The sequence below is a fragment of the Mycobacterium sp. NGS54 genome (assembly GCF_059812465.1).
In genome coordinates, this window is record NZ_JCALCS010000004.1 from 485,986 (window position 1) to 499,903 (window position 13,918).

A 13,918-nucleotide genomic window follows, 5' to 3' on the forward strand; every position below is an offset into this window, starting at 1 on the left:
CCGCTCAGCGCGGCTCCCGCAGCACGTAGCCCACGCCCCGCAGGGTGTGCAGCAGCCGCTTCTCCCCCGTGTCGATCTTGCGGCGCAGGTACGACACGTAGGACTCGACCACGTTCACGTCGCCGCCGAAGTCGTAGCGCCAGACGTGGTCGAGGATCTTCGGCTTGCTCAGCACGGTGCCCGCGTTGATGACGAAGTAGCGCAGCAGGGTGAACTCGGTGGGCGACAGCGACACCGGTTCGCCGGCTTTCCACACCTCGTGGGTCTCCTCGTCGAGCTCGATGTCGGCGAAACTCAGGCGGGCGTTGCGCGGTTCGGCCCCGCCCTTGCCGGCGCGCCGCAGGATGACTCGCAGCCGGGCGACAACCTCCTCGAGGCTGAACGGCTTCGTCACGTAGTCGTCGCCGCCCAGCGTGAGGCCCGCGATCTTGTCCTGCAGGGAGTCGCGGGCGGTCAAGAACAGCGCCGGTGCGTCGATGCCGTCCGCGCGCAGCCGCCGCAGCACCCCGAAGCCGTCCATGCCCGGCATCATCACGTCGAGGATCACCGCGTCGGGGCGCGCGTCACGCGCCCGGTCCAGGGCCTGGGCCCCGTTGGTGGCGGTGTACACCTCGAAGCCCTGGAACTTGAGGCTGACGGAGAGCAGTTCGACGATGTTGGCCTCGTCGTCGATCACGAGGACGCGAGCTTCCGGTTTGGATCCGCTTGGGCTGGGCGCTGTCATGAGGTCACGTCTGTCCTTTGTTTGAACGTTGCCTTTCCGATTATTGTGTAATTCCTGAAAGCTCGATGCCAGTCGTCTGCTAACACGCTGCAAAGAGTCATCGTATGAGCTTGGAACGGCTGGGGTCGCGCAGGGGTCTCACGAATAGAATCTGGAGGCATGAACTTCGCCAAGGGAATCGTGTCGCTTGCGACGGCCCCCGCGCGGGTCGGGCTGGCCGCGGCCGACGCGGGCCTGAACGTCGCCACCGCGGCGGTGGGAGTGGCGAAGCGCGCGCTGGGCGATGTCGGGGACTCCGGGACCAACGCGATGGCTTCGATGCTCGGAATCGACGAGGCGATCGTGCGCGCCAACCGGCTGGCCCGGCTGCTGGACGAGGACGCGCCGCTGGGACGCGCCGTGGCGACGGACGGGCCGCTGGACCGCCTGCTGCGACCGGGCGGGGTGGTCGACATGCTGACATCGGAGGGCGGCGTGCTGGACCGGCTGACCGCCGAGGGCGGCGCGCTGCAGCGCGCGCTGCAGCCCGGCGGGCTGGCCGATCAGTTGCTCGACGAAGACGGGTTGGTCGAGCGCGTGCTGTCCGAGGATGGGCTGGCGGACCGGCTGCTCGCCGAGGGCGGGCTGATCGACAAGCTGACCGCCAGGAACGGTCCGCTGGAACAGCTCGCCGACGTCGCCGACACGCTGGCCCGGCTGACCCCGGGGATGGAGGCGCTGGAGCCGGCGATCGCCACCCTGCAGGACGCCGTCATCGGGCTCACCATGGTGGTCAACCCGCTCAGCAACATCGCCGACCGGATTCCGCTGCCCGGCCGACGGCGTCCGTCGTCGCGGCCGGTGCGCTCCACGCGGATCATCGAGAGCGACGATTGACCGACCACTGTTGGCATGCATTGGTGCAGAACACCTTTAGTCGACGGTCTTCGAGAACGACTCCGCACCCGAGACAGGTCCTTGACCTAGGACGACACTATCGGTCAGTGCTGACACAAAATGGAGCCGCGTGAGAGACTCGAACTCTCGACATCCGCTTTACAAGAGCGACGCTCTACCAACTGAGCTAACGCGGCCGGGGCCGGCTCGATGAGCCATGACGATTCTACGACGGGGTGATGCCGTCGGAACTCCGCGCCGACCCGAGCCGGCAGAGGTGCATGACAGCGCGGTCGTGTCGTCGGGCCGAGGTGGCGGCCCGGCGAATCGTCAACCTCAACGACAGTGCGCGCCGACCAGAGGCGGTTGGGGCATTGGCAGCGTCACTGGCATTTATGGTTGAGCGTGCCCCTTAGGCGTGTCGACGAATTGAAGCCCGGAGACAGGATCCGCATGAAGATCGGGCACGCCACCGTCGTCGCGACCGAACCCCTCGACGACGACCGGACTCTGCTCACCTTCCTCTACGGAACGCAGGGCGCTGCGGACAACTCACTCACCGTAGATGTGTTGGACGAGGACGAGTGGGGTTGGTAGACCGAAGCTTTTCGTGACGCGGTGATCAAGACTTCTTCGACGGAATGACGATCACGACGATCAGCGTCAGGATCGAGAAGAAGAGGCCGAGAATGCCCCAGACGATTGCGCTGCGACCCTTCATGCCGGCGACCACGGCGCACACGATGGCGGCGATGATGCTTCCGATCGCGACGAAGATGCCTTTGATCCCCCTGAGGATGATGCCCGCGGCCTCGGGCTGTTGCGCCGCTGCAAGGACGATGCTGTGCAACATGGTGCCTCCTTCGTGAACGACACAGTCCGGGCGTGCGCCGATCTCCTCGCATACATACCCAAACGGCCCAGCAACCAAGCCGGCCGTCAGCGATCCGAGATCGTCTCCTGCGAGCGGCGCTTTCCCAGCAGCAAGCTGATGCCGGCGAGCCCGGCCAGCAACGGGTGAACGACGCGGTGGCGCTCATCGACACGCTGGCGACGATCTGGGAACGGGTGCTCAATCCTTAGGCCGGCAGGAAAACCCACCGGAGTAGTCCGGCGGGTAACGGGTAGCCGATGGCAAGGAATTTGTTTCGGCCTGGAGGTTGCGCGATGCCGGTTACCGCGGGGCACGTTCCCGGGTTGACGTCGGGTTGGCGCCGGGTGCCGATGGATCCGGGGCGCTTCCACAGCGGGCGTTGGTTCCTGCTGGCCGAGGGCGCGGCGGTGAGCGCGTTCGGCATTGCCGCTCTGGTCTCGGCCGCCCTGCATCCGCACGCCGGGCCCACCGGTGCCCCGGTTCTCGGCCTGACGTCGACCCCGGCGCACAGCGGCCTGCTGCTCGCCTTCGGGATCGTGGCCATCGCCGCCGTCGGCAATCGCCGCGCGGCGGTGACCGTCACCGCGCTCAGCGCGCTGGGCTACACGATGTTGTTGTTCTTCAGCAGCGTCGCCACGGCGCGCAGGATCCCGACGCCGATGGGGTTCCACGCCGTTGACATCTTGCTGCACGGGGTGCTGGCGGTGGTCAACCTCGCGCTGCTGATGTGGCTGATTCCCGACGAGTTGGGCGACGAGGTCTGGGCGCCGCGACGGCGGGGGCGCGACCGCGATCGGCGCCCGCCCCGGCCCCCCGAAGCGGTCACCGCAATACCCCACGCCGCGGCGGCACGTACGCACGAGTCGGGCTCTCAAACAAACCCACCTCAACCCGCCGACTTCGGGCAGTCGAGCAACCAAGAAACCAATGATCTCTCTGCCCCCGATGCCGAGAAGTCAACGCCGGTAGAGCATTCCGCCGCTCGGGCGACCGACAGGGCGCAACCACGCCGGGTTCTGATGGCCGTTGCGGTCCTGGCGGCTGTCGTCGGCATCGCCGTCTGGATAAGCCGCCGCGGTCACTAGAGCAAGCCGCTCAGCTCGGCCGTCAGGCCGCCGACACTGGTGTTGGTGACGGCGTGGATCAGGTCGCGGGTCACCGCCACTGGGAAGTGGACCGTCGCCGCCGCGACCTCGTCGACGCCGTTTTGCACCGCGTTCACGATCGTCGTCGGATCGCCGGTGCCAAGCGACGCCAAACTGTTCCAGGCGGCGAATTGCGGCGCCGTGATCAGGTCGCGCACGTCGACGAACAGCTTGGTCGGCAGGGTCGGCGGGCCGACGGGTATGCCGTCCCAACTGGTCATCGTCCAGCCGCCCTGCGGGCTGCCCTGCACCACGACGACGCCGGTGTTGGGCAGCGGGTGGGTGAGCATCAGCAACGGATCGGGATTGTTGACGTTCATCAGCGTGCCGACCTCGATCGCAAACTCGCTCGAGAACCCGACGTCGGTGATCTGGCCGTTCGCGGGGTTCACGACCGGGTTCGTGATGGCGGTGCCATACATGGTCTGCACCGCGTTGGTGAAGCCCTGGTCGAAAACGACCCCGTTGATGTGGGCCGAGCCGGGGGCAAGCATCGGCACTATGGGGAATCCGAGCGTCCACGCGAGCGGGGCGACCAGATACAGCAGGCCCTGCGGGCTGATGTCCGGCGCGCCGTCGAAGACGCCGGCACTGATCTCGTTGAGCCCGGCCAATGCCGGCACGTTGGTCATGCCGGCGTAGAAGGCGGTCTGCTGCACCCGGGTCAGCTGCGACTCGAAAACCCCGGCGAAGTTGCTTTGCGGCCCGAGCGCGGTGCCGATGACCGTCGCCTGCTGCACGCCCAGCGGCGTGAGGGGCAATCCGGGCACGGCCGTGTCAATCAGGTTGGCCGCGTTGCCAACTGACTGCCCGTGCCGCACGAAGTCGATGACGATCGACTGCTGGTTGCCGCCGGTGCCGAACAGCGCCTGGTCGATCGCGCTGCCGAACGGGCTGGTGGCCCAGGCCCCGGTGATCGTGTTGAGCGGAGCGTCGAGGAACGTCTGCAGCTCGCCGGGAAGGCTCGCGGCGGATGCCGCCTCGGTGGCCGTATACGACGCGGCCGCTGCGCTCAACGTGCGCACGAACTGCTCGTAGTAATTCGTCGCCTGCGCCGCCGCGGCCTGATAGTTCTGGGCGTGCGCGCCGAACAGCGCCGCGATGCCCGCCGACACCTCGTCGGCGGCCGCCGCCGCGAGCTCGGTCGTCGGGATGGCCGCCGCCAGGTTGCCGGCGGTCACGGCCGAACCGATGCGCTCCACATCGGTCGCGGCCGTCTCCAAGATTTCCGGCACAACGAGCACAGATGACATTCGCCTAACCCCCCGGTTTGGTGATGAGTACTAGCCATCATGGAGCGCGACGCGCGAAGATGTGGCCGGTTTCGACCAATCAGCATCACGCGAAAGTTCAACTAGCGACGCATTTCCCGCGAGGGGACCCGTCGGTAGTTGCACTCTCGCGGTGGAGGCCTAGCGCCGAGCCTCCTTGCGCGTGAGGAACGCCCGCATGTGATGTTGCGGCTCCCCGGTCAGAAACGCCAGGCCGAACTGCTCGATGCTGTCCTCGATAGCGCCGTGAACGGTCGTGTCGAGCCAGGCGTTGAGGAGGCGCTTTTGTTGCCGGACCGCCTGCGGGCCGAAGCCGCCGAGCCTCGCGCTGAGCTCGGCGATGCGGACGTCGAGGGCGTCGGCCGCGACGACCTCGTGGACCAGGCCCCAGGCGGCGGCCGTGGCGGCGTCGATCGTCTCACCGGTGAGCAGCAGCCAGGCCGCGTGCGAGGCCCCGATCAGCCTCGGGATCAACGCGGCGTGGATGACCGACGGGATGCCGACTGCCACCTCCGGCATTCCGAACCTGGCGCCCGGTTCCGCGATTCGCAGATCGCAGGCCGCCGCGACCTCCAAGCCGCCGCCGAGGCAGAACCCCGCGAGCCGCGCGATGACCGGGACGGGGCAGTCGCGGATCGCCTCGCACAGCCCCGCGAGCCGCCGGATGAACACCTCCGCGCTGGACCGGTCGAGCGCGACCATCTCGTTGATGTCGGCGCCGCCGATGAACGCCTTCTCACCGGCTCCGCGCAGCACGACGACCCGGACGTCGCCGTCCTGGCCGACGGTGCCGAACGCCTGGGTCAGTTCCTCGATGGCCCCGGTGCCGACGATGTTCAGCGGCTTGGAGTTGATCAACTCGATGGTGAGCGCGCCGCCGTCGCGACCGAGCTTGACGAACCCTGTTTCCGTCGCGTCCATGCCTATACGCCTACACGAGTCGCGGGGAAAGGTCAGCAACGAAAAAAGCCGCCCCCGGGGCGGACCGGGGGCGGCGTTTCATCTGTCCCTGCGGGCTGGGGGACGTTCAGTACAGCGGGACCCAGACTCCGAAGAACCAGTATCCCCGAGCGCCGTGATACCAGTTGAAGACCGGGAAGACGGTGAAGGTGTTGTACTCGAACGGGCCGAAGTCGGACCGGGCGTAGACCACGTCACGCGGCGGGCCGGCCCAGGGGCGGTTCCACCCACCCGGAGGCGGCGGGCGGTCCCAGCCGGCGGGAGGCCGGGGCCATACCAGCCGGGCGGGGCGTGGTGCGGGGCCGGGCCGTCGTTCCAGCCGATGAACGGACGCCGCCGAGCGCCGCCTCGCCAGATACCCGTGCCCAACCGATTGCAAACGTCGATTCTCAGGCGGGCTCAGGGCAGCACGCGCAAACCCCATCTGCCCAGCAGCGGATCCACGAGCGCGAAGTACGTCGTGTAATCGTCGCCGTCGGGTGACGACATCAAGAGGCCGACGGCGCTGACGGTGCCGTCCGGGTTCTTCACGAAGCCGGGACTGCCGCTGTCGCCGTTGAGGCTGTAAACGCTGGCTTCGACGACGTCGCCCTCGACGTCTTTGACCGCGCCACACGTCTCGCCGGTTACCGCGCCGATCTTGCAGAAAGGCATGCCGACCTGAATCTGGTTGGCGCTCAATACGTCCCGGACCACATACTTGCCGCCGACGTCACCCGTGGGCGCACCGACGCTCGGATTGAGCCGGATGATCGCGGCGTCCTTCGTGTCGGCCTCGTGCTCGCTGGCCGTGATCCGGCCGAGCGGCACGTTGTCCCCGTAAGTCCACGCCGAGCTGTCGTGCGCGTCGCAGTGCCCACTGGTCATCAGGTAATAGCTGCCGTCGGCGCCCTGAGCAGCGAAACCTGCTGTGCACGTGCTGTTTTCGTCCTCGACCTTAATGCCCGGCTCGACGCCCGGATTTGCCCACACCGGGTTCGCCAATGCCGTCGCGACAATGACGACGGCGCCGAACAGCCCCAACCCCCGCAACCAACGCACGGCCACGCCGCCTCTCTTCTCGTGTAGGGCAGCATGTTAACAGCAGCGACTGAGTCGCGCCGCGCGTCTGCCGTAGGCTCTATCCGGTTCGGAGCGGAGGATGCGTGTTCGGTATCGGTAGCCGGCGGCTGGAGCGGAAACTACGCCGGCGCGGAAGGGCGGCGATGGCCACCGTGCTGTCCACCCGACGGGCGATGTCTGGGCTCTACAAGAGCAACGATCCGTTCTATCAGACCCCACCCACCCAAGCGACTCCGGATCTTTGGACGATGACGATCAGGGTGCAGCCCGACGGCGCGCCCGCGTTCGACGCCGAAATCGAGGCCTGGCTGTGGCAAAGGGAGCGGCCCTGGCTCAATACGGTCGTGCCCGTGCTCTACGATCCATCGGATCAGCGCAAGGTCGTCCTGGACCGGTCCGCCGAGGCCCAAAACGCCGCGCAGCAGGCGACTTTCGCGATGCGCGAGCAGTGGCTGGCGGAGCAGGCCCGCAGTCCGGTGGACCGGCTCACCGAACTCATGGATCTGCGCGACCGCGGCGTCCTCAGCGCCGACGAGTACGAGGCCCAGAAGCGAAGATTGCTCGGACAGTAGGGAATTCGGGATCTGTCAGCCGCCGACGTGGCGGGTGAGGAAATCCATGACGGCCTCGGCGAAGATGTCGTTGCGGTCGCCGGCGACCATGTGCCCCGCGCCGCGCACATCGGTGAACTCGACCTGCGGGAAGCGCGCGAGGAACTCGTCGGCGCGCTCCTGGCTGACCAGGTCGCTCACCTGGCCCCGCACCAGCAGCATCGGCACGCCGTTGCGCAATATCGCCTCGACTGCCGTGTGCATGCGGTCGGCGTCGGTGACCTCGAACGGGGGGTTCGGCGCCGTGCCGCTGATGAATTGCGGATCCCAATGCCAGTACCAGCGATCGCCGCGGCGGCGCAGGTTGGTGGTCAGGCCGTCCAGATCGGTGGGCCTGGGGCGGTGCGGGTTGTATTCGGCGATCGCGTCCGCGACCTCGTCGAGCGAGGCGAATCCCGATTCGACCCGGTCGGCCATGAAGTTGTGGATGCGGGTCGCGCCGGATTGCTCCATGTTGGGCACGATGTCGACGAGGACGACGGCGCTGGCGGTGCCCGGCGAGAGTTCCCCCTCCAGCAGCATCGTGGTGAACCCACCCAGCGATGCGCCCACCAGCACGGGCTGCGGCGGCAAGGTGCGCAACACCTCTTGGACGTCGGCGGCGAAGCTGACCACCCGGTAGTCGCCCTCGCTGGACCAGTCGGATTCGCCGTGGCCGCGCAGGTCGATGGTTACGGCCTGAAAGCCGCGCTGGGCGACGGCCGCGGCCGCCTTGGCCCAGGAACGACGGGTCTGTCCGCCGCCGTGGAGGAACACCACGGCCCGCGCCTCGGGATCGCCCAGGCGGTCGGCGACGATGCGGACACCGCCGGGACCCTGGGTCGAGAACGTTTCAGGCGCGGTGGTCACCAGAGGATAGTAAGACCATCTCGAAATCTCCGGGCGTTTCCGGCGCCGAAGAGTTGCTGAGTCAGCCGGCGCGCCGCCCGCCACTGGAAGCCCGGTTGACCCCGACGAACTTGGTTATCCGCAGGAAAAGCCGCCCGAGGGGGCTCCCCGCGCGTTGCGAGTCCATGATCCGGTCGAGGGTTTGCTCGCCCTCGACTGCGTAGTCCTTCATCGTTTCGTCGCCCTCTTCGGCGCGCATGCCTCATCTCCATCCGTGCTCGGGTCTGTCATGCCGGCGTCTCACGTTCGGGCGGGTCCGCGGGCGTCAGGCGCTCCGGCGGGTCCGTCGGCGTGAGCCGTTCGGGTGGTTCCGCCGGCGTCAGTCGCTCCGGCGTCTCTCCCGGCGTACCGGGTTCGGTGTCGATCATCCCCAGTGCGTACCCACCGGGCACGCGCATCGAAACGAGCCGGAACCCAAAAGTGGCCTAGCCGAGCGTTTCCCAGAAGCTGGTCAGGGCCGCGGCACCGCGGGCCGGATCCTGCACCATCCACCAGTGCCCGAGCCCGTCGAGCACCTCGGTGCGGGCGCCCGCCCGGCCGGCGGCCCGGCGCCGGTTGTCGGTGACGCCGATGAAGGGGTCCTCGGTGGCCAGCAGCGAAAGCCCCGGCCGGGCCGCGGCCCGCTCCAGCTCCCGACCGGCCTCGGCCAGGGCGGGCTGGCGCGCCGAGCGGTACAACGCCAGGATTGCCCGGCCCATCTCCGGTCCCTGCTCCGGGGCCATCAAGTTTGCGATCTCGATAGGGATGCCGAGCGAGGCCATCCGTTCTGCGCGGTCCTGGTCGGTGCCGCCGAGCAACGTATCCACCAGCTCTTCGCCCTCACCCGGAGTCTGCCAAGTCTGGGCGAAGTCGTGCCAGACGTAGTCGGGGTCGAACAGCCCGACCACGTCGCTGGCCCAGCTGCGCAGGAGTTCCGGCCGGTGTATCACGGCGTTCACCACGTGGCCGCCGCCCCAGTCGTGCCCGACGAGGTCGATCGGTGGCTCGATGCGCTCCAGCTCGGCTTCGAGCCAGTCGCGGTAGGCCAGGTAGGTAGCCGGGAAGTCCTCGGGCAACGGCGCCCCGAACCCCGGTGGCGACAGCAGCACCGCATCCTGGCGCCCGAGGGCTTCGACCAGTGGCCCCCAGATGGCGGCGGTCTCGGGATTGCCATGCACCAGAACCACGGTCATGGCGAACATCGTGGCACGACACGACAGTCCGGTGGGCGGGCCGGCCGCCCGGACGGCGCTTACACTCCTTTGATGCATCCTGTGCCGACCAGGCACGCAGCGATCAGAGTCCCGCTCACGGTCGGGCTGCTTGTCGCGCTGGTAATCGCCATCCTCGCCATCCCGGTCAAGCAACGATGCGGTGCGCCGGGCCTGTTTTGCGCGACGGCGGTCGATCCGCAGGGCAATACTCACTACTACTACGAGGTCGAACCGGTCGGCGTGTACCTCGCCGAAATCATCGCGGGCTCAAACATTCGCCTCTACTACACCTCGGGCGAAGATTTGGTCAAGGCGGGCTAGGGGGCCATATGTGGCGACATGCCGGCACCGCGGCGGCGGGGCTGCTGGTGACGGCAGTGCTGATGCCAAGCATGGCCGCCGGCGAGGTGGCGCTCGTCGGTGCGCGCCAAAGCATGTGCGGCGCAAGCGGTTTCTGCCCGGCCAACCCCGCACCCGACGCCGGCGACCAAGCCACGGCCGAGCAGAAGATCAAAGACGGGTACATCCAGAAGCAAATCAATTGCACGCCAGGCCTGCCGCCCAATCCCCAGTCGATCACGTGGGATCCGCCGGGCTTCGCGCCGAACGTCGGCGGTTCCGGTGTCATCCGGGACTCCAATCCGCAACTGGGCGGCCAATACCGCGCCGACTATGTGAACGGCAGATGGCATATCGAATACCCGTATTGCTGAATGGGCTCGGGCGGCCAACATTTGATGCCAGGGAAATAACAAGTCGGACTCGATCGTGACACCAGCGCGGTAACAGGTTCGCCGTCGGTGACTAAAACCGCTGGTAAGCGCCCGATTGGCAGCATAAAATCCGGGTATTCCCGGCGCGTGAGCCTGCTTACATCGGGCCGCTTGATTGGAGGGTTCATAGCAAGCTACCGCATACTTGACGGCATGCTGCAAGCGACATCACCGCAAACCCCTATTGCGGTGGCGGGTGGTGCGCTGGTAACAGAACGAGGAATTTGATGGCTCAGTCTGGCGGCGCACATCGTCGCCGTCGCGCCGTTCGGCGACCGTCGCGCCTTCGCAAGGCCCTGACGCGCAGCTTGATGACGCTGGTGTCGGTGGGGGCCGTGCTGATGACGGGCGCGGGATACTACGTCGCCCACGGCGCGCTGGGCGGCATCACCGTTTCGGACGCCCTGTCGTCGGAGGACCCGCGATCCAGCGGCGACAACATGAATATCTTGCTCATCGGGCTGGACTCGCGCAAAGATCAGGACGGCAACGACCTGCCCTGGTCGATCCTAAAGCATTTGCACGCAGGCGATTCCGACAACGGCGGGTACAACACCAACACCCTGATACTCATACATGTCGGGGCGGACAACAAAGCCGTCGCCTTTTCCATCCCCCGCGACGACTGGGTGCCGTTCAACGGCGTCCCGGGATACAACCACATCAAAATCAAAGAGGCATACGGGCTTACGAAGCAGTACGTCGCGAACAAGCTCGCCAACCAGGGCAGTATCACCCAGAAGGAACTCGAGACCCGGGGCCGCGAAGCGGGCCGGGCGGCGACGCTGCGCGCGGTGCGGAGCCTGACCGGTGTTCCGATCGACTACTTCGCCGAAGTCAATTTGGCCGGCTTCTACGACTTGGCCCAAACCCTGGGCGGCGTGGAGGTCTGCCTGAATCATGCTGTCGAGGACTCGTATTCGGGTGCGGACTTTCCGGCGGGCCGGCAGCGGCTGGACGCTTCCCAGGCGCTGTCGTTCGTCCGGCAGCGCCACGGCCTGGAAAACGGGGACCTGGACCGCACGCATCGGCAGCAGGCGTTCCTTTCGTCGGTCATGCAGGAACTGCAGGCGTCGGGCACCTTCACCGACCTGGACAAGCTCAAGAGCCTGATGGCGGTGGCGCGCAAAGACGTTGTGCTGTCGGCTGGTTGGGACGAGGACCTGATCCAACGGCTGGGGTCGCTGGCCTCCGGTGGCAACCTCGAATTCCGGACGCTGCCCGTCGTCCGTTACGACAACATCGACGGGCAGGACGTCAACATCATCGACCCGGCGGCGATCAAGGCCGAAGTGGCCGAGGCGATCGGGGCGCCGCCGCCGACGACCACGCCCGCCACCACCGCTGCCAAACCCAGTCCGTCCACCGTCGTCGACGTGATCAATGCGGGCAGCATGAGCGGGATGGCCAGCGAGGTGTCCCGCGCCCTGAAGAAGCGCGGTTACACCGCTGGCCAAGTGCGCGACCGCAATTCGGGTGAGCCGACCGCGACCACCATCGAATATGGCGCCGGCGCCGAGACGGACGCACGCAACGTGGCAACCCTGCTCGGGCTCGATACGCCCAAGCAACCGAACGCCGACCTCCAGCCCGGGCACATCCGGGTGACCGTGGATACCAACTTCTCGATGCCGTCGCAGGACGAGACCGCGATGGACGACACCACGACCACGACGACGACCAGCAAGTCGAACACGTACTACTACAACGGAACCACCACCACGTATCCGACGCCCGATCAAGGGAAGCCGATGGCGGCCGGCGGCGTGCCGTGCGTTAACTAGCGCGGCGATCGCAAGCGCGGCGAAGCCGGGTGCAGCGGGTCGCCGCCATCGGGCGGCCTACGCGTGCGTTCCGCCGTCGATGCGGATCTCGGTGCCGGTTATCCACGCGCCGTCGTCGGATACCAGCATGGCGATGACGCCGGCGATCGCGGTGGGCTCGGCCATTCCGGCGCCGCTTGATTCGACGGTCGTCGGCAGGATCGGCATGAGCCGCGGAAACAGCGACCAGTCGGCGTCTTTGGGAATGTATCCGCCCGTGGCGTCGGTGATTCCGGACTTGATGCTGCCCGGCGCCACGCAGGCCGCGCGCAGGCCCTCCTTGGCGTATTCGAGTGCCAACGAATGGGTGAAGGCCTGGATGCCGCCCTTGCTCGCGGCGTAGGCCGCCATGTAGGGGTGGGCGAACGAGGCTGACGTGGAGCTGAAGTTCACGATGGCGCTGCGCGAATTGCCCAGCAGCGCCGGCAGCGCCTCGCGGACCACCAGAAACGTTCCGGTCAGGTTGATCCCGACGATCCAGTTCCATAGTTCGAGGCTGGTCTCGTGGGTGTGTGCGGCGCGCAGGATGCCGGCCGCATTGACGAGCGAATCCAGGCCGCCGAGCGTCTGCACCGCGAGGCGGACGCCGTCGATCACCGAGCCCTCGTCGCCGACGTCCATCGGCATGGTGTTTAGCCGGTCGGCGGTTCCGGCCTCGTCCGCGAGGGCCCGCGTGGCGGCCAGGCCGTCCTCCGCGACGTCGGAGGCCACCACGGAGGCGCCCTCGTCGAGCAATCGCAGCGCGCTGGCCTGGCCGATGCCGGACGCCGCGCCCGTCACCAGGATCCTCTTGCCCTCGAGTCGCTTCATCGCTCAGACCACCCCGCGTAGACCTTCGGCGCCGAAGGCGGGTTCCAGCATCGCCGAGAAGTCGGGGCCGCGCCGCAGGATGTGGCCGCCATCGACGTTGATGCACTGCCCGGTGATCCAGCTGGCCGCATCGCTGAGCAGGAACATCGCCAGGTTGGCGACGTCCTCGACCTCACCCACCCGGGGCAGTGGCGTGCATTGCCGGTAGTCCGCGCTCAGCTCCGGTGATTCCGTAATGGGCACCACGAGGTCCGTGCGGATCAGGCCGGGACGGATGCTGTTGACCCGCACCCACGACGGGCCCAGCTCGTCGGCGGCGAGCTGCATCATGTGGTCGACGGCCGACTTGGTGACGCCGTAGGCGCCGAACCAACGATGGGTGTTGCTGGCCGCGATCGACGAGATCCCGACGAACGAGCCGCCGCCGCCGCGCACGAGTTCGCGTGCGGCGTGCTTGAGCACGTACATGGTTCCGTTCACGTTGAGGTCGACCGTGCGCCGCCACGCCTCCGAGTCGATCTGGGTGATCGGCCCGATGGTCTCCGATCCGCCCGCGCAATGCACCACCCCGTGCAGCCGCCCGTGCCAGGCCGTCGCGGCGTCTACCGCGCGGGCGGCCTCCTCCTCGTCGGTGATGTCGGCCGGCTCGTAACAGATCGCGCCGTTCGCCTTGAGCACTTCGATTTCTTGGACCGCGGTCGCCAGCCGATCGGCGTTGCGGCCCACGATCATGACGGACGCCCCGGACGCGACCAGCCCGGCGGCGACGCCCTTGCCGATCCCGCTGCCACCGCCGGTCACCAGGTACGTCCGGTTGTCGAAAGAAAGCTGCACGCCGCGTCCCTTCACGCCGAAACTGAAACGGGTTCTAGCATAGGCGAGCGGTAACAGCCGCCACACGGGTCACG

General features: G+C 67.5%; 19 protein-coding genes and 1 tRNA gene. 8 read left to right on the top strand and 12 right to left on the bottom strand.

Going from position 1 to position 13,918, the window contains the following annotated elements:
* Positions 1-4: 4 nt before the first annotated feature.
* A complete protein-coding gene (locus tag AC5Y5E_RS14860) occupies positions 5-724 on the bottom strand; it encodes a response regulator transcription factor (protein WP_499903725.1) in 720 nt (239 codons plus the stop codon).
* Positions 725-883: 159 nt separating this feature from the next.
* Here AC5Y5E_RS14860 and AC5Y5E_RS14865 point away from each other — a divergent pair, with 159 nt between their 5' ends.
* On the top strand, positions 884-1,600 hold the full coding sequence (locus AC5Y5E_RS14865; RefSeq protein WP_499903726.1) for a hypothetical protein: 717 nt from the start codon (positions 884-886) through the stop codon (positions 1,598-1,600).
* Positions 1,601-1,721: 121 nt separating this feature from the next.
* Here AC5Y5E_RS14865 and AC5Y5E_RS14870 read toward each other — a convergent pair.
* Positions 1,722-1,797, bottom strand: a tRNA-Thr gene (locus AC5Y5E_RS14870).
* Between the two features lie 256 nt (positions 1,798-2,053).
* Here AC5Y5E_RS14870 and AC5Y5E_RS14875 point away from each other — a divergent pair.
* Positions 2,054-2,197 (top strand): hypothetical protein, encoded by a 144-nt coding sequence (locus AC5Y5E_RS14875; RefSeq protein WP_499903727.1) that lies wholly within the window; start codon positions 2,054-2,056, stop codon positions 2,195-2,197.
* A 25-nt stretch (positions 2,198-2,222) separates the two neighbouring features.
* On the opposite strand, the gene AC5Y5E_RS14880 is transcribed toward AC5Y5E_RS14875, so the two are convergent.
* Positions 2,223-2,453: a deoxyribodipyrimidine photolyase gene (locus AC5Y5E_RS14880; RefSeq protein WP_499903728.1), complete on the bottom strand. Its 231-nt coding sequence runs from the start codon at positions 2,451-2,453 to the stop codon at positions 2,223-2,225.
* A 12-nt stretch (positions 2,454-2,465) separates the two neighbouring features.
* Here AC5Y5E_RS14880 and AC5Y5E_RS14885 point away from each other — a divergent pair, with 12 nt between their 5' ends.
* On the top strand, positions 2,466-2,621 hold the full coding sequence (locus AC5Y5E_RS14885) for a hypothetical protein (RefSeq protein WP_499903729.1): 156 nt from the start codon (positions 2,466-2,468) through the stop codon (positions 2,619-2,621).
* A 146-nt stretch (positions 2,622-2,767) separates the two neighbouring features.
* Positions 2,768-3,559 carry a DUF4383 domain-containing protein gene (locus tag AC5Y5E_RS14890; RefSeq protein WP_499903730.1) on the top strand — a complete coding sequence of 264 codons (792 nt, stop codon included), beginning with the start codon at positions 2,768-2,770 and terminating at the stop codon, positions 3,557-3,559.
* On the opposite strand, the gene AC5Y5E_RS14895 is transcribed toward AC5Y5E_RS14890, so the two are convergent.
* The 4 genes from AC5Y5E_RS14895 to AC5Y5E_RS14910 all read right to left on the bottom strand — a co-directional run bounded on the left by AC5Y5E_RS14895 (position 3,556) and on the right by AC5Y5E_RS14910 (position 6,897).
* Positions 3,556-4,872, bottom strand: a complete 1,317-nt coding sequence (locus AC5Y5E_RS14895; protein WP_499903731.1) for a PE domain-containing protein — start codon at positions 4,870-4,872, stop codon at positions 3,556-3,558. The genes AC5Y5E_RS14890 and AC5Y5E_RS14895 overlap by 4 nt on opposite strands.
* Positions 4,873-5,031: 159 nt before the next feature.
* Positions 5,032-5,811 (bottom strand): enoyl-CoA hydratase, encoded by a 780-nt coding sequence (locus tag AC5Y5E_RS14900; RefSeq protein ID WP_499903732.1) that lies wholly within the window; start codon positions 5,809-5,811, stop codon positions 5,032-5,034.
* Between the two features lie 106 nt (positions 5,812-5,917).
* Complete coding sequence (locus AC5Y5E_RS14905) at positions 5,918-6,229, bottom strand: hypothetical protein (protein ID WP_499903733.1); 312 nt, start codon at positions 6,227-6,229, stop codon at positions 5,918-5,920.
* A gap of 20 nt (positions 6,230-6,249) precedes the next feature.
* Positions 6,250-6,897, bottom strand: coding sequence for a S1 family peptidase (locus AC5Y5E_RS14910; RefSeq protein WP_499903734.1), 648 nt, complete (start codon positions 6,895-6,897; stop codon positions 6,250-6,252).
* 98 nt (positions 6,898-6,995) lie between these two features.
* Here AC5Y5E_RS14910 and AC5Y5E_RS14915 point away from each other — a divergent pair, with 98 nt between their 5' ends.
* Entirely contained in the window at positions 6,996-7,484 is a 489-nt protein-coding gene (locus AC5Y5E_RS14915) for an SHOCT domain-containing protein (protein ID WP_499903735.1), read from the top strand.
* 15 nt (positions 7,485-7,499) lie between these two features.
* Here AC5Y5E_RS14915 and AC5Y5E_RS14920 read toward each other — a convergent pair whose 3' ends face one another.
* The 3 genes from AC5Y5E_RS14920 to AC5Y5E_RS14930 all read right to left on the bottom strand — a co-directional run bounded on the left by AC5Y5E_RS14920 (position 7,500) and on the right by AC5Y5E_RS14930 (position 9,583).
* Positions 7,500-8,372: an alpha/beta fold hydrolase gene (locus tag AC5Y5E_RS14920; protein WP_499903736.1), complete on the bottom strand. Its 873-nt coding sequence runs from the start codon at positions 8,370-8,372 to the stop codon at positions 7,500-7,502.
* 61 nt (positions 8,373-8,433) lie between these two features.
* On the bottom strand, positions 8,434-8,610 hold the full coding sequence (locus AC5Y5E_RS14925; protein WP_499903737.1) for a hypothetical protein: 177 nt from the start codon (positions 8,608-8,610) through the stop codon (positions 8,434-8,436).
* A gap of 226 nt (positions 8,611-8,836) precedes the next feature.
* Positions 8,837-9,583 carry an alpha/beta fold hydrolase gene (locus AC5Y5E_RS14930; RefSeq protein WP_499903738.1) on the bottom strand — a complete coding sequence of 249 codons (747 nt, stop codon included), beginning with the start codon at positions 9,581-9,583 and terminating at the stop codon, positions 8,837-8,839.
* Positions 9,584-9,655: 72 nt separating this feature from the next.
* On the opposite strand from AC5Y5E_RS14930, the gene AC5Y5E_RS14935 reads away from it, so the two are divergent.
* The 3 genes from AC5Y5E_RS14935 to AC5Y5E_RS14945 all read left to right on the top strand — a co-directional run bounded on the left by AC5Y5E_RS14935 (position 9,656) and on the right by AC5Y5E_RS14945 (position 12,161).
* Positions 9,656-9,925, top strand: coding sequence for a hypothetical protein (locus AC5Y5E_RS14935; RefSeq protein WP_499903739.1), 270 nt, complete (start codon positions 9,656-9,658; stop codon positions 9,923-9,925).
* Between the two features lie 47 nt (positions 9,926-9,972).
* Positions 9,973-10,317, top strand: a complete 345-nt coding sequence (locus AC5Y5E_RS14940; protein WP_499903740.1) for an integrase — start codon at positions 9,973-9,975, stop codon at positions 10,315-10,317.
* Positions 10,318-10,604: 287 nt separating this feature from the next.
* Entirely contained in the window at positions 10,605-12,161 is a 1,557-nt protein-coding gene (locus AC5Y5E_RS14945; RefSeq protein ID WP_499903741.1) for an LCP family protein, read from the top strand.
* Between the two features lie 57 nt (positions 12,162-12,218).
* On the opposite strand, the gene AC5Y5E_RS14950 is transcribed toward AC5Y5E_RS14945, so the two are convergent.
* Both AC5Y5E_RS14950 and AC5Y5E_RS14955 read right to left on the bottom strand, forming a co-directional pair.
* Entirely contained in the window at positions 12,219-13,010 is a 792-nt protein-coding gene (locus AC5Y5E_RS14950; protein WP_499903742.1) for an SDR family NAD(P)-dependent oxidoreductase, read from the bottom strand.
* Positions 13,011-13,013: 3 nt separating this feature from the next.
* Entirely contained in the window at positions 13,014-13,844 is an 831-nt protein-coding gene (locus AC5Y5E_RS14955) for an SDR family oxidoreductase (RefSeq protein ID WP_499903743.1), read from the bottom strand.
* Positions 13,845-13,918 lie beyond the last annotated feature (74 nt).